Origin of the sequence: Streptomyces sp. CG 926, from assembly GCF_003148825.1 — a bacterium.
Lineage (GTDB): Bacteria > Actinomycetota > Actinomycetes > Streptomycetales > Streptomycetaceae > Streptomyces.
Genome location: NZ_QGGZ01000017.1, coordinates 59867 through 73969, shown reverse-complemented (window position 1 = coordinate 73969; position 14103 = coordinate 59867). Strand labels below are relative to the sequence as shown.

At 70.5% G+C, this 14103-nt stretch carries 13 protein-coding genes and 1 CRISPR repeat array; of the genes, 7 read left to right on the top strand and 6 right to left on the bottom strand.

Annotation, left to right across the window (positions count from 1 at the left end; all coding sequences use genetic code 11):
* The first annotated feature begins 2 nt into the window (after positions 1-2).
* Positions 3-968: a type I-E CRISPR-associated endonuclease Cas1e gene (gene cas1e, locus BCL76_RS34505; protein WP_109783327.1), complete on the top strand. Its 966-nt coding sequence runs from the start codon at positions 3-5 to the stop codon at positions 966-968.
* On the top strand, positions 965-1312 hold the full coding sequence (cas2e, locus tag BCL76_RS34500; RefSeq protein WP_030764188.1) for a type I-E CRISPR-associated endoribonuclease Cas2e: 348 nt from the start codon (positions 965-967) through the stop codon (positions 1310-1312). Before cas1e ends, cas2e begins: the two co-directional genes overlap by 4 nt.
* An 83-nt stretch (positions 1313-1395) precedes the next feature.
* A CRISPR array of direct repeats spans positions 1396-3869; the repeat unit is 29 nt; unit sequence CTGCTCCCCGCACCCGCGGGGGTGTTCCC.
* 506 nt (positions 3870-4375) lie between these two features.
* On the opposite strand, the gene BCL76_RS34495 is transcribed toward cas2e, so the two are convergent.
* Positions 4376-4816: a hypothetical protein gene (locus tag BCL76_RS34495; protein WP_146228488.1), complete on the bottom strand. Its 441-nt coding sequence runs from the start codon at positions 4814-4816 to the stop codon at positions 4376-4378.
* Positions 4817-6071: 1255 nt separating this feature from the next.
* Here BCL76_RS34495 and BCL76_RS39290 point away from each other — a divergent pair.
* From BCL76_RS39290 to BCL76_RS34480, 3 genes are all read left to right on the top strand, one after another.
* A complete protein-coding gene (locus BCL76_RS39290; RefSeq protein ID WP_181382861.1) occupies positions 6072-6218 on the top strand; it encodes a hypothetical protein in 147 nt (48 codons plus the stop codon).
* A gap of 197 nt (positions 6219-6415) precedes the next feature.
* A complete protein-coding gene (locus tag BCL76_RS34485) occupies positions 6416-7297 on the top strand; it encodes an MEDS domain-containing protein (protein WP_109783324.1) in 882 nt (293 codons plus the stop codon).
* Positions 7294-7719, top strand: coding sequence for an ATP-binding protein (locus BCL76_RS34480; RefSeq protein ID WP_109783323.1), 426 nt, complete (start codon positions 7294-7296; stop codon positions 7717-7719). The genes BCL76_RS34485 and BCL76_RS34480 overlap by 4 nt, the downstream gene beginning before the upstream one ends.
* Positions 7720-8040: 321 nt before the next feature.
* On the opposite strand, the gene BCL76_RS34475 is transcribed toward BCL76_RS34480, so the two are convergent.
* The 3 genes from BCL76_RS34475 to BCL76_RS34465 form a co-directional block, all read right to left on the bottom strand.
* Positions 8041-8451, bottom strand: coding sequence for an STAS domain-containing protein (locus BCL76_RS34475; protein WP_109783322.1), 411 nt, complete (start codon positions 8449-8451; stop codon positions 8041-8043).
* The gene (locus tag BCL76_RS34470) at positions 8448-9458 is read right to left on the bottom strand and encodes a cobalamin B12-binding domain-containing protein (RefSeq protein ID WP_258310087.1); all 1011 of its coding nucleotides are present in this window, start codon (positions 9456-9458) and stop codon (positions 8448-8450) included. The genes BCL76_RS34475 and BCL76_RS34470 overlap by 4 nt, the downstream gene beginning before the upstream one ends.
* An 89-nt stretch (positions 9459-9547) precedes the next feature.
* Positions 9548-11197 (bottom strand): PP2C family protein-serine/threonine phosphatase, encoded by a 1650-nt coding sequence (locus tag BCL76_RS34465; RefSeq protein ID WP_109783320.1) that lies wholly within the window; start codon positions 11195-11197, stop codon positions 9548-9550.
* A 236-nt stretch (positions 11198-11433) separates the two neighbouring features.
* Between BCL76_RS34465 and BCL76_RS34460 the strand changes: the two genes are divergently transcribed.
* The gene (locus BCL76_RS34460) at positions 11434-11781 is read left to right on the top strand and encodes an STAS domain-containing protein (RefSeq protein WP_109783319.1); all 348 of its coding nucleotides are present in this window, start codon (positions 11434-11436) and stop codon (positions 11779-11781) included.
* The gene (locus BCL76_RS34455) at positions 11778-12230 is read left to right on the top strand and encodes an ATP-binding protein (protein WP_109783318.1); all 453 of its coding nucleotides are present in this window, start codon (positions 11778-11780) and stop codon (positions 12228-12230) included. The genes BCL76_RS34460 and BCL76_RS34455 overlap by 4 nt, the downstream gene beginning before the upstream one ends.
* Positions 12231-12242: 12 nt before the next feature.
* On the opposite strand, the gene BCL76_RS34450 is transcribed toward BCL76_RS34455, so the two are convergent.
* Positions 12243-13535: a phospholipase D-like domain-containing protein gene (locus BCL76_RS34450; RefSeq protein WP_109783317.1), complete on the bottom strand. Its 1293-nt coding sequence runs from the start codon at positions 13533-13535 to the stop codon at positions 12243-12245.
* 153 nt (positions 13536-13688) lie between these two features.
* Positions 13689-14057 (bottom strand): STAS domain-containing protein, encoded by a 369-nt coding sequence (locus tag BCL76_RS34445; protein ID WP_109783316.1) that lies wholly within the window; start codon positions 14055-14057, stop codon positions 13689-13691.
* Between the last annotated feature and the right edge of the window lie 46 nt (positions 14058-14103).

Sequence of the window (14103 nt, the reverse complement as noted above, 5' to 3'; positions counted from 1 at the left end):
ACATGCCCACCACAGTCGCTCAGCGCCACGCAATGTCCCCCCGTGAACTCACCCGTGTCGCGGAACGCGTCTCCTTCATCTACCTGGAGCGGTGCACGATCCACCGCGAGGACAACGCCATCACGGCCGAGGACGCCGACGGAACCACCCACATCCCGTCAGCCACCATCGGAACCCTCCTCCTCGGACCCGGCACTCGCATCACCCACCAAGCGATGAGCGTGCTCGGCGAGAGCGGTGCCGCCGTCGCATGGGTCGGTGAGCAAGGCGTCCGCTACTACGCCGGCGGCCGCTCCCTCAACCGCTCCGCCACCCTCGTCGAAGCCCAAGCCACCCAGTGGGCGAACCGGCGGACCCGCCTGGAGGTGGCACGCGCCATGTACCGGCTGCGCTTCCCGGACGAAGATCCGGCGGGGTTCAACCGGCAGGAACTCCTCGGGCACGAGGGCCGCCGTGTCAAGGACTGCTACCGCGCAGAGGCGAAGCGTACGGGTGTTTCCTGGCGTGGCCGGCAGTACATCCCCGGCGACTTCACTTCGGGCGACACCGCCAACCAGGCAGTGACTGCGGCCGCCCAGTGCATGTACGGGATCGCGCACGCGGTCGTCGCAGCGATGGGCTGCTCCCCCGGCCTCGGGTTCGTGCACTCCGGCCACGAACTGTCCTTCGTCCTGGACGTAGCAGACCTCTACAAGACCGAGATCGGCATCCCCGTCGCATTCAACGTCGCCGCCGAGGGCGGCGAGGACGTCGGATCCCGTACACGGCGCGCTCTGCGCGACAGGATCAACAAGGCCCGCCTGCTCGACCGATGCGTCGACGACATCAAAGGGCTACTACTGACCGGGCAACCCAACGCCCCGACAACCGAAGATCTCTCGGAAGGCAAGGACCAGGTCACCCTCCGCTCCGACCGTGATATCGCCGTACCCGCAGGCCGCAACTACGCCGAGACGGTGACCTGGTGACCGTTATTGTCCTGACGCAGTGTCCCATCGGGCTGCGAGGCTTCCTCACCCGCTGGCTCCTTGAGATCTCACCAGGCGTCTTCATCGGCGGACCCTCGGCACGAATCCGCGAGACGCTATGGGCGGAGGTCCGCCAGTACGCGGGAAACGGCCGGGCACTACTGGCCTACAGCACGGACAACGAGCAGGGCTTCACCTTCGACACACACGACCACAAGTGGGATCCCACCGACCTCGAAGGCGTCACTCTGATCCACCGCCCCAATGACCGCCCCACCGCCACCTCACCGACCACCCGAGGCTGGAGCAAGGCCGCGAAGCGACGACGCTTCGGAAACGGATAGCAGGCCAGACGCCCTAAATGCCCGATTCAAAGAAAGTCAGCCAAAGCTGGGGCCTCCCCCGATAGAACCCCAGGTCAGTCACTCTGCTCCCCGCACCCGCGGGGGTGTTCCCGCCCCGAAAGGGGCTCAGCGGGGCTCCTGCGGCTGCTCCCCGCACCCGCGGGGGTGTTCCCGCCACGGACCTGCGAGGCAACGCCAACGCGACCTGCTCCCCGCACCCGCGGGGGTGTTCCCCTCGGCGCGACGGCGGTTGATCTGGCCGCGGACTGCTCCCCGCACCCGCGGGGGTGTTCCCGGGTCGCACTCATTTGCACTGAGGGAGAACCACTGCTCCCCGCACCCGCGGGGGTGTTCCTGCGCCTCGGGTCGCCACAAGATCAGGTGCTGGCTGCTCCCCGCACCCGCGGGGGTGTTCCCTGGTGCAGTCGGACCGCTGGAGCTACACGGACCTGCTCCCCGCACCCGCGGGGGTGTTCCCTCGTCCCGCTCGTACCGGACGATCTCCACGTCCTGCTCCCCGCACCCGCGGGGGTGTTCCCGCAAAGCGGCCCCCCACCCGGATGGGTGGGGGGCTGCTCCCCGCACCCGCGGGGGTGTTCCCCGGGCGATCTCGTCTGCTACGGCACCCCCGCGCTGCTCCCCGCACCCGCGGGGGTGTTCCCCCCGTCGGCCGGTGGGAGCGCGAGGGTCAGCACTGCTCCCCGCACCCGCGGGGGTGTTCCCGGCGATCGGCTCGCGTTCACCATCACGTTCGGCTGCTCCCCGCACCCGCGGGGGTGTTCCCGACGTGGCCCGCCCCGGATACGTCGACGTGATCTGCTCCCCGCACCCGCGGGGGTGTTCCCGGGTCCACGGCCGTATCGGCCTCAGCCACGGACTGCTCCCCGCACCCGCGGGGGTGTTCCCTCGATGGGGATGGACCGGCCGTCGTACACCCTCTGCTCCCCGCACCCGCGGGGGTGTTCCCAGGTGCGACGCCTGCGAGTAGGCCATGAGCGGCTGCTCCCCGCACCCGCGGGGGTGTTCCCAGCAGGGGGCCCTCATGGTTTCGACGCCGGGGGCCTGCTCCCCGCACCCGCGGGGGTGTTCCCACCTGGCTGTCGCCATCCTGATCTGCGTGATCCTGCTCCCCGCACCCGCGGGGGTGTTCCCGGCCCCCGGTCGGGATGAGTCCGTGCGGGGTGCTGCTCCCCGCACCCGCGGGGGTGTTCCCGCGTACGAGTGGGACGCCTTCTGTCTCGGGAACTGCTCCCCGCACCCGCGGGGGTGTTCCCTCAATGTCCACGTCGGAGGAGTCCCGGGAGCCCTGCTCCCCGCACCCGCGGGGGTGTTCCCTGGCCCAAAGCGCTCACGATGTCCGTGTAGGACTGCTCCCCGCACCCGCGGGGGTGTTCCTGGCCCCGGGACGTGGTCCCGGGGCCTTCCAAACTGCTCCCCGCACCCGCGGGGGTGTTCCCCCTGTTCGCCATTCTCGGCTCAGATCCCGAAGCTGCTCCCCGCACCCGCGGGGGTGTTCCCGGGTCCACGGCCGTATCGGCCTCAGCCACGGACTGCTCCCCGCACCCGCGGGGGTGTTCCCTCGATGGGGATGGACCGGCCGTCGTACACCCTCTGCTCCCCGCACCCGCGGGGGTGTTCCCAGGTGCGACGCCTGCGAGTAGGCCATGAGCGGCTGCTCCCCGCACCCGCGGGGGTGTTCCCAGCAGGGGGCCCTCATGGTTTCGACGCCGGGGGCCTGCTCCCCGCACCCGCGGGGGTGTTCCCACCTGGCTGTCGCCATCCTGATCTGCGTGATCCTGCTCCCCGCACCCGCGGGGGTGTTCCCGGCCCCCGGTCGGGATGAGTCCGTGCGGGGTGCTGCTCCCCGCACCCGCGGGGGTGTTCCCGCGTACGAGTGGGACGCCTTCTGTCTCGGGAACTGCTCCCCGCACCCGCGGGGGTGTTCCCTCAATGTCCACGTCGGAGGAGTCCCGGGAGCCCTGCTCCCCGCACCCGCGGGGGTGTTCCCTGGCCCAAAGCGCTCACGATGTCCGTGTAGGACTGCTCCCCGCACCCGCGGGGGTGTTCCTGGCCCCGGGACGTGGTCCCGGGGCCTTCCAAACTGCTCCCCGCACCCGCGGGGGTGTTCCCCCTGTTCGCCATTCTCGGCTCAGATCCCGAAGCTGCTCCCCGCACCCGCGGGGGTGTTCCCCACCAGTGCGCTTCACTGGGCGGTGTGTCGCGCTGCTCCCCGCACCCGCGGGGGTGTTCCCTGGATGGGCACGTGCAGGATGTACGAGAAGCTCTGCTCCCCGCACCCGCGGGGGTGTTCCCCGCCCTCGTCCCCCAAGGGCGAGCCGCGATTCATGCTCCCCGCACCCGCGGGGGTGTTCCCCGCGTGCTGTGGCTGAGCGTGGTATTCGACCCCTGCTCCCCGCACCCGCGGGGGTGTTCCCCCGCCCCCGCCAAGATCAGAGGTAGGTACGGTCCGCTCCCCGCACCCGTGGGGGTGTTCCCGACGTGGCCCCCGGGGGTCCGATCTTCATGGACTGCTCCCCGCACCCGCGGGGATGGCCCCTCCGGGCGACAACCGAGTGAGCGCACGTACCACTGCCCAAGACCGGCGCGTCGGGATCCTCGGAGACCCCTGCTGGAAGGGGCGCAATCGATCCTTGACGCAGCTGAGGGTGCGCACCGACAGCCGGGTATATCGGCTGGCTGGGGCCGGCGGAGGCACCTGGTACCTCAAACGGCACCGCGGCCCCAAGTTCCACAACCGGGAAATGGCCGCTTGTGTACGAGCGGTCAGTGACCACCTTCGAACAGCGAGCCGTAGCCTTGCCGAATGCGTGCGTGACTCTCTGGCCTCAACTCCCCCTGAGCAATGGCGAGCACAGCCCAACAGCCATCCACCGCCGTGAGCGCGGCTGCGCCGGTGACCACATCGAGTAGGTACAGCGCCTCAGGCTCGGCGGCGCAAAACCGCGGATTCGCGCACCGGCGGCACTGCCAGGTCTGACACCACCGACGGGCACGTCTGTGAGCCACCGCCGGGCTGTCGGCAGAGGCCTCTCTGCACCCGTGTCAGCACTCCGCCCAGAGCGGGATGCTCTTGTCTGGGCAAGGGTCGTCCACATACCCGTCACCGTCCAGGTCGTCGCTCCGGCCTGCGGGGGTACGCGGCGCGGGGGCAGAGGAACCTGTTCCGTACTTCGCGGCGTACTTCTCCTTCAGCCCCGGAATCGGGACACCGCCGGGGCAGTCCGCGGTCTCGGCGACGAGGTTGAACTGGATGTTCCAGTCGTCGTCTTCGCTCCAGCGGTAGGACTTCTGCTCGCAGACCACCCACGCGCTACCGCTGCCTTGGGTTAGCCCAGCGTCAGCGGTGCCATACCCCCCGATGTTGTCGTAGCCCGCTTTCCGTGCGGCCTTGTCCGCTTCGTCGAGGCTCTTGCCGTACTGCGAGGGCAGCGCGGGCGGCGAGGCGTTCCCGCCGCAACTGGCCAGGAAGGACGACGTGATCATCAGTAATGCGGCTACGGTGGCAGTGTGGCGCGGCAACATCGACCCCTCATTGACGGTGGGGGTGATTCTCCAGGCATCGGGGGCGAAAACGGAAGATCTCTTCCCTTCGATGTGGAGGTGGCCCGATCCCTCTGCTCGCAGGTGCGGACCCGCGGCAGTGACTGAGCGGTGTCTCGCCACGTCCCCGGCGACACGGACTCCAGCTTCGGTCGCCTCTGCCGAACCCGCCGAGTGCCCTCGACGATGCCCACATCGCCTACGCCCGGCGCCGGGCGGTCGAGCTCCCCCGCAGCGCAGAGGTACGCCACCCTGCGCGCACCAACCTGCCCGAGGGAACCGCCATGGAACGTCCAGTACCCACAGGGTCGTAGGACACTCCCGCTAACCAGCGGCCGGAATCGGAGAGCGGTCGCAGCCCTTCACCTCGCTGGCGTCCAGAGGCTCGGGATGGCGGCTGGGCAACACTCTGCAGTCGGCCTCAGTCGGCCCCAGTCGGCCAGTCCACCCGTTGGCGGGCGCCACGACGCCGCTCCGTCGGTACCAGGCAGCCATGTCCTCGACCCGTGCTGGTTCCGTGCTGACCTCTGTTACCGAGATCCAGGGAAATGGCAGGTCATAGCCCTGATCGGATGAGTTGTCGTACCACTCGACGGTCGTCCCGATCAGACTGGCAGCGTCGATGCGCCTGATGTGTCTGGGCTGTGTGGATGTGGGTGTTGCGGCAGCCATGGTCACCACTTCCGAGGAGGGGCGGGGGACGTCGTTGTGTCGCCACACCATAGGAACACCCAGGTCAGCCGTGTATGTGGCGGGCCACCATAGTTGGCCGGGCCGATACCCTCGCAAACACCACACCAACCTGGGGGCCGCTTCTTCCCACGCTGCCGAACGACGCGGACACCGGGGCGTCAGATATGCACGAAAACGCCAAGGTTCGATGATGTGATGCTGACCCGGTGCTGGATCGGTGCTGACTACGGAGCGTTGAATTCGGCCTGCACCAGGCGTGTTCGGCCCCCCGCCGCTACATGGGCGGCTGGTCCTGGCGGCGTAGCCGCCGGCCCACAGCGTGATCAGCCGCCCGAGGCGCCCGTTCGACGACGCCGGAATGCGAACGGAACACTCACGTACCTTCAGCGCGCGCCGGCGCGCATCCGCCACTTCGCGGGAAGGAAGGCGCCGCTCAAGGGCAAACTGGTCAGGAACCGAATTCCGCAGATCATCCGCGAAGACGGACTCGAGTCCCCAGGTCTGTGTGGCGGAGACCGCAGAATATCGGGCCCACCTCCACGCAAACCTGACCGAGGAGGTCCGCGAAATCCAGGAGGCAGCTGCGACCACGGCGCCGGCCGAACTCGCCGACCTCATGGAGGTCGTCTACGACGGCCTCCACGGAGCGTAGTCGTGGTTCCCGCCTCGCGGCGGTTGTGGTGTTCGAGAGCTGCACGGACAGAAACCGTCCTATCCGGTTCAAGTTCCGGCGGAAACCGCTCTGAGGGCCCGTCCGGGAGCGGCCGGTTGTAGCGTCACTGTCTTCATCGTGGCCGTGCCGGTTCCCTCGGAACTGATACAGCCGGCAAGGACGGAGGAAAGGGGACCATGTCCGTTCCTGTGGACGCTCACACCCTGGCGGTCGAACAGATGGGCCTGGGGGACCACGCCTTCGCGCACTATGCGGACGACATGTTGCGATGGGGGGTGCTGGGGGTCTTCGCGCAACTGGGGCTGGCCCGGAACGAGAAGGTCGTCGTCATGGCCGATCCGGCAGTGACCCACGACGAGGCGTTCCGACAGCTTTTCCCGCACGGGGAATCCCAAGCCGCCCTGGAACGGGGCCAGCTTCGTTTCACCAGCATGCGAGAACTGATCCAGCCGCACCGGAAGTTCACGGCCGATCAGCAAATGAGCCGTCTGCGGGAGGAGACCGAGCAGGCCCGGGACGAGGGATATGCCGGGCTACGGTCGATCATCGACATGGCGTGGGTCGAGGACCTCGGCATGGACGTCGAGGGCGTGATGCACCGGGAAACGCATGCCGAAGCACTGTTTTCCGACCGGAGATATGCGGAGATCTGCACCTACGACCGCCGTCGCTTCACCCCCGAAACATTGGAGGCGATGCACATCGGGCATCCCGTGGCCCTGCTCGAGCGCCTCGGGGAGCTGGGATCCTTTCACTCCGACCAAGGGCTGCGGCTGGTCGGCGAAGCCGACTGGTCGACCCGCACACACCTACATGCGGCTCTGCACGACACCTTCAGGAGATCCTCGACAGGTCGTCCCCTGCTGCTGGACCTCACCCCGCTGTCGTTCCTGTCGGTGACCTGCGCGGCCGAGGTGATCCGGCAGGTGCAGCAAGCCGCTCCTCGGCAGCGGGTCGAAATCCACTGTTCGGTGTTCAACGCGGAGTTGCTCCGACGCCTCGGTGCCTCTGCGGTGGCAAGCCTGCTTCTCGTCGAGGTTGAAGGGACCCTTCGATGACCGTGCGACCGACCCGGGCTCCGGCAACGGAAGAACTGCTGCTCGACACGCAGTTCCACGCTGCGGACCTGGTGAGGCTACGCCTGCGGGTGCACGTGCTGGCCTCCGCCGCAGGGCTCGTCGAGCCGCGCCTTGCCGCGTTCGTCCTGGCCATGCACGAGGTGACCTGCAATGCCGTACGGCATGCCGGAGCATCAGGAACACTCAGGCTCTACCGAAGCACGGACACCCTGCGCTGCCAGGTCACCGATCAGGGCCCGGGCTTCGCCGAAGACTCGATCCCTTGCGCCTCCCCCGACCCGAGCACTGCTGCAGGCGGGCACGGTCTCTGGATCGTGCGCCAGATGACCGACGGTATGAAGGTCGATCGGCACCTGGGGGGAGCCCAGGTGACCTTCACGATGGGGCTGCTTCTCACGTAGCGACCACTTGGGCGCCGCCGGCTCGCGTGAGGACCGGCCGCCGGCTTCGACCGGCAGGAGCCGTTCGGCGGCGTCGTAGATCGGTGTGCCGGATACCGGATGCGCTTGCCGGGCGAAGCCGGTCGATCGGTTCCACTGCGGAGGTGAAACGCTTCGCTGCTCCATGCCCTGGTCCGACGAACCGGGGTGGGGCACGTCGCAGTGACCATTGCGTCATGAACCCCGGAGCAGTCGGCCGGCCGGTACGCGACACGCCCACCACCGCCGTTGCGGCACTGCCGGCAGGGTCTCGGTGCGGCACCGGGCCGCTCGTGCGGGGCGTCAGGCGCTGGGGTCCGGGGCTGCGGAGTGATTGCGGGCGGGGTCCTCGCCGGGGCCGGTCTGCGGGGCGCGGGATCCGGGGCGGTCCGTGAAATGAGCGAGGGTGCCGGTCAGTTCCAGCAGCCTCTCCAGCTGCGGGGGCCGTCCGTCGAGGTGCAGGACCGCGCCGGCCTCGTCGGTACGGCGGCGGACCATCAGCAGGGCCGACAGACCGTTCGGGTCGACGGTGGTCAGGCCGGCGCAGTCCAGCCGCACCGTGCACGGCCGACGGTGGTCGGCCAGGGCTCGACCGACGGCCTCGACGAGGAGGTCGGCGTACCGGTGGTCGAGAGCGCCCCGCAGTTCCACACGGAGGGTGTCGTCGGCGTACCGGCACGACAGGCGGAGCGGGGCGTCGGGCGAGTTCGTCATTCGGCGGTCCGGGCGGCGTTCTGGTGGGTGAGACGGGCGGCGCCTGCGCGGAGCACGGCGCAGGCTCTGGGGAAGTCCCCGAGCCGGCGGCGCAGCAGCGTCAAGGCCGGCAGCAGGGAGGCGGCCGGGACGCGGCGGGCGTTCAGGACGTCCGCGGTCCAGAGCAGGAAGCCGCAGAACAGTTCCTCGTCGCCGGTGTACAGGGCGGCGGCGAGGAACTCCACGATGTGGGAGAGGTCTTCGGCGGTGCGTTCACGCTGTACGTCCGTGTAGTCGCGCAGGGCCGGGTAGGCGTCCTCCAGCTCGGCGAGGACCTCGCGGACCAGGCGGGGCCGGCTACGGGCGACGAGGGTGTACTCCTGGTCCTTCAGGTGCGGGAGGTCGTCGATCATCTGGTGGCCGGGGCGGGGCTGGGGCAGGGGCCCGCGGGCCAGGTCGTCCGCGGCGGTGCGGGCGTCCGGCGCCCACGCGTCCGCGCCCAGCAGACGCGCGTAGCGGCCGCCGGGGCCGAACGCGGCTCCGCCGACGATGACGGGGGTTCCGACGGCCTGGCAGGCGGTGATCGTGGCGTGGGCGGTGGGCAGGCGGGTGGGGATGGAGCCGGAGAGGGCCACCGCGTCGGGCCCGGTGCGGTGCAGGTGGGTGAGCAGGTGCGGGGCGGGTACCTGGGCGCCGAGGTAGTCGACGCGCCACCCGCGCAGCCGCAGCACCTCGGCGAGCAACCGCGCGGGCAGGGCGTGCCATTCGCCGTCCACACAGGCCACGGTGATGCGGCCCCGGTGGGGCTCCGTCCGCGCCGCGGGGTGCAGGGCCAGCGCCGCGACGGCCCGGTCGTTGATGGCGGTCGCGGCGTGTTCCTGGGCGACGGTGATGCGGTTCGCGGCCCATTCCTCGCCCACCCGCCCCTGTACGGGACCGATCACGTCCAGCAGCACCGCCTCGGGGTCGAGGCGGTCCTCCAGCGCCTGGAGGACGGCCCGGACCGCGGCGGGTTCGTCGAGGGCCATGACGGCGTCCCACACCCGCTCGGCCAGGGCCTCCGTACGGGTGGTGCGGGTCGTGATGGTGGTGGTGGGGGCCGCGCCGTGCTGTGGGGTCATGCGGTGAACCTGCCCCGGGTGTGGCCGTCCACCGCGCTGAGGTGATTGGTTCGCGGTGCGGAGATCACCACGATGGCCATGTCGTCGTGCCGACCGCCGCCCACCCACTGGGCGGCGATCATCTGCACGTGTTCCACCACCGCCTCGGCGGGTATGGCGGCGCACTCCGCCAGCGCCCGCTGCAACCGGTCCTCGCCGAACATCACGTCGCCCAGCGGTCCGCCGCGCGCCTCGCTGATCCCGTCGGTGTACAGGACGCAGGCGTCGCCGGGGGCCAGGGTCACCGACACCGTCTCGGTGGAGATGTCCGGCAGCACGCCCACCAAGGTGCCTTTCGTGGGGGCCGGCTCGATCCGCCCGTCCGCGCGCAGGAGGAGGGGGGCGGGGTGGCCGGCGCTGGTCAGCCGCAGCCGTACGTTGTTGCCGTCCCGTGCCGCGGAGGCCAGCACCATCGTGGCGAACCGGGTGCTCTCGGAGTTCAGCAGCGCGGAGTTCAGCAGGCTGAGCATCCGCTGGTGGTCGTCCGCCAGGGGCAGCAGCGCGTGCAGGGTGTTGCGGATCTTCCCGGTCATGACGGCGGCCTCGAGTCCCTTGCCGCAGACGTCGCCGAACACCACGAGCGACGCATCGCCGTCGGCGGTGGCGGGGTGGACGTCGTAGAAGTCGCCGCCGACCCGTTCGTGGTCCTTCGCGGGGCGGTAGCCGCCCGCGTACTCCACTCCGGCGACCTGGTGCAGGACGGGCGGCAGCAGTTCGCGCATCAGGGTGTCGGTGATCGACGCCTGCTCCGCGTAGAGGCGGGCTGCCGACATGGCCGCGCCGGCGCGGGCGGCGAAGAGCCGCGCGAAGACCTCTTCGGCCTCGGTGAAGGCGGGGGCGCCGGTGCCGCGCAGCAGGACCAGAGCGCCGGCGGGCACCCCGTGGCCGGGCAGCGGCGTGATGACGATCGACCCCACACCGTCCAGGTCGTCCGGGACCAGCCAGGCCGGCGCGGCGCCGGGGTCGATCCATCGGGACGGGACGGGCGGGAACCCCTGGAGCGCCTCGGCCAGCCCCGGTACCGCGGCGGGGTCGACGGCCAGGAGGGCGACCGACGGGGCGCCGCCGCGGACGCAGGTCACCACCGGCAGCTCCGAGCCGCGTGCGGGGGCGATCACCAGGGCGGCGTCCGTGAGGTGCTCCGCCGCCAGCTGCGCGGTGACGTCCATGCACCGGTCGAGGTTCAGCGAGGACAGCAGCAGGTTGGACGAGCGGACCAGGAACGCCGTGCGTTCCCGCTCCGTCCGCAGTGCCTCACGGGCGAGTCGGTGGCCGGTGTCGTCCATCAGCCACCACACGACCGTGCCGTCGTCGCGCGCCGTGGAATGTGCCTCGAAGGATCCCTCGCCCACCGGTCCCCGCACGGCCCGGGCCGCCCCGTCGGCCGACCGCCGCGCCGTGGGCACGGCGTCGGCCACGTGCCGTGCGTGGGCCGACGCCAGCCACCCGGGCACCGCGTCGGCCAGGTTCACACCCGGTCGGGCCTGCGGGAAGACCAGTCTGGCCGCCTCGTTGACGAACACCAGGTGTGCCTGGGGATCGGCCGCGAGTACGGGGTAGGGGGCCTCGCTCCACCGGAGGTCTGCTGCCGGTGAACCGGATGTCATCTGCGGGGAAGGAACCACACATCGAAGGCCCGCTGTGCGAACCCCTCACCTCTTCGTGAAGACGGAAAAAACATCATTGCCCTGCGGCAACCATCCTCCATGTACCGCGCCCGCCGCAACCGGGCCCTCGTGCGACAGGGTGACGAGCCGTCACCCGAGCGGGTGGCGGGGCAGGTCCCGTACGCTCGGGAGGTACTCCGTGGCCGCCCCGGCCACGGGTGTAGGAGGATGTCGGGGTGATCGGAGAAGAAGCGGTCGTCACGACGACCATCGACCGGGGCATAGCACTCGTCAGCCTGCGCGGTGAGATCGACGAGGACCACGCGCCCACCCTGGCCCGGGCATTCGCGCAGACGGCGGCGAGTGGCCTCGCGCTCACGGTGGTGGACCTCTCCCGTATGCGATTCGCGGACTCCTCCGTCCTGCACGCCCTCTTCGACGCACAGCGGGCCCACCGGGCCGCGGGAGTGGCCCTGGTTCTCGCCGGCCCCCTGCAGGCGGCGGTGCGGCGGCTGTTCGAGGTCACCGGGGCCGCCCCCGCCTTCCGTATGGCGGACTGTCTGGAGTCAGCGATGACGTCATGAGCACCTCATCCTCATCCTCATCCGCTTCCGGGTCCGGGTCCGTCTCCGGGTCCGCTTCCGCCGAGTCCCGGAGCCCGGGCGAGCGGCGGCCGGGCCGCCTGCCGGAGTCCGCGGCCGCCGCCCGCGCACGGGTCTGCGAGGTGCTGCGGCTGGCCGGCGTGGGCCTCGACAGCGTCATCGCGGCCGACGCCCTGCTGGTCACCTCGGAACTCGTCACCAACGCGATCCGCCACGGCGGTGGCGTCACCCTCTTCCGGGCCGACGTCGCCGATGACGTCCTGCTCCTGTCCATCGGCGACGCGGACCCTCGGCTGCCCGCCCCGCGCACGGGTACGGTCGAGCGCCCGGGCGGGTACGGCTGGCCGCTCGTCCAGCGCCTCGCCGAGCGGGTGGACTGCCGTACACACCCCGACGGCAAGACGATCAATACCGTTCTGCGCCTGGCCTGAGGGCCCGGCCCCTCACAGGAAGCGGCGCAGCGGGCGTACCGACAGCTCCTGGGCGCGGTGCAGGAGGGAGCGTCGCTTCCAGCGCTGCGTGGCGATCCGCGTGCAGCCGTCCAGGTCCTGGTCGTAGTGCTCGTCCAGGGTGCGGGTGACGTCCGGGTCCATCACGGCGAGCATGACCTCCTCGTCGTGGTCCAGGGAGCGGCGGTTGAAGTTCGACGAGCCGATGAGGGAGACCACCCCGTCCATGGTCATGATCTTGGCGTGCATCATCGTCGGCTGGTACTCGTGGATCTGCACGCCGGCGGCGGTGAGCGCCTCGTAGTGGTGCCGGCCCGCGAGTTGGCACACCCGCTTGTCGGTGTGCGGACCGGGCAGCAGGATCTCGACCGTGACGCCCCTGCGGGCCGTGGCGCTGAGCAGGTCGACGAAGAAGTCGTCGGGAGCGAAGTAGGCGGTCGCCAGGCGCACGCGCTCCTCGGCCGATTCGAGAATCACCCGCATCAGCGTCTGCATGTCCTGCCAGCCGAAGGCGGCCGAGCCACGCACCACCTGGACGACGGCGGTTCCGGCGGGCTCATGGGGTACGAAGCGGTCGCGCTCGTCGAAGAGTTCGGGGTGGCACTCGGCCCAGTTCTGGGCGAAGGCCGCGGCGATCCCGTCGACGGCGGGCCCGCGGACCTCGGCGTGCGTGTCGCGCCATTCGCCCGGACCGCGGGCGTCGCCGCACCATTCCTCCGCGATGCCCACACCGCCGGTGAAGGCGGTGTGCTCGTCGACGACGAGGACCTTGCGGTGGCAGCGGTGGTTCTGCTTGAGCGGCGAGAGGAAGACGGGTCTGCGGAACCAGGCGATGTCGACCCCGGCCTCGTCCATCCGGTCCAGCAGGTCCTGCTCGATCAGGCGGCTGCCGAAGCCGTCGAGGAGCAGCCGTACCCGTACACCTTCTCGTGCGCGCTCGGCCAGGGCCTCGGCGAACCGGCGGGCGATGGCGCCCTTCCAGTAGACGAAGGTCATCATGTCGATGGTGTGGCGGGCGGAGCCGATGGCGTCGAGCATCGCGGTGAAGATCTCGTCGCCGTTGCGCAGCGGGCGTACGGAGTTCCCCTCGGTCGCGGCGATACCGATCAGCCGTTCCAGTCGGCGGCGGATGCGGTGGATGCGCTCGTCGGCCGAGGCGGCGACGGGGGTGGGCGCGGGCCGGGGCGCCGGCGTGGTGCGATCGGCTTCGGCGCCGGCCACGGCGGTGCGTATGCCGGCGCCTTCGGTGTCGGTGGCTTCGGTGTCGGTGGCTTCGGTGTGTGTCATCGAGGGCTCCTCGGGCCGGGCGCCGGGCGCCGTGGTGACGGCCCGCTCGGGTGGGACCCGCGGCGGAACCGATGGTTGTCGGATGCCCTTCTGGCCGCTATCGCGGGTCTCAAACGCCGTCGGGCGCCCTGCTCCTCTTCGTCGTGGCGTCGATCAGCCGCTGCGGGGCGGGACGACCATGGTCGTCGCCTCGGTGACGCCGGGCGCGGTGGCGAACGCCAGGTCGGCCCCGGTGATCTCCAGGATCCGGGCCAGGCGGGGCGGTACGGTGCCCGCCAGGATCACCGGCCGCTCCATCGCGGGTTGCAGCAGGACGCTGAGCGCGGTCGAGTCGATGAAGGTCACCCCGGCGACGTCCAGGACGAACCGCGCGACACCCGACGCCCGGGGGTCCATCGCGATCCGCAGCTCGGCCACGGTGTCCATGTCGAACTCACCCGCCATCACGACGATGCGCACGTCCCCTTCGGATCGCGTCTCGACGTGACTGCGTGCCTCTTCTTCGTGCGTGTCCCAGCTCATGGCCGTCTCCCCCACATTCCTTGGTGTGCTTGCCGCTCGTGGCCTG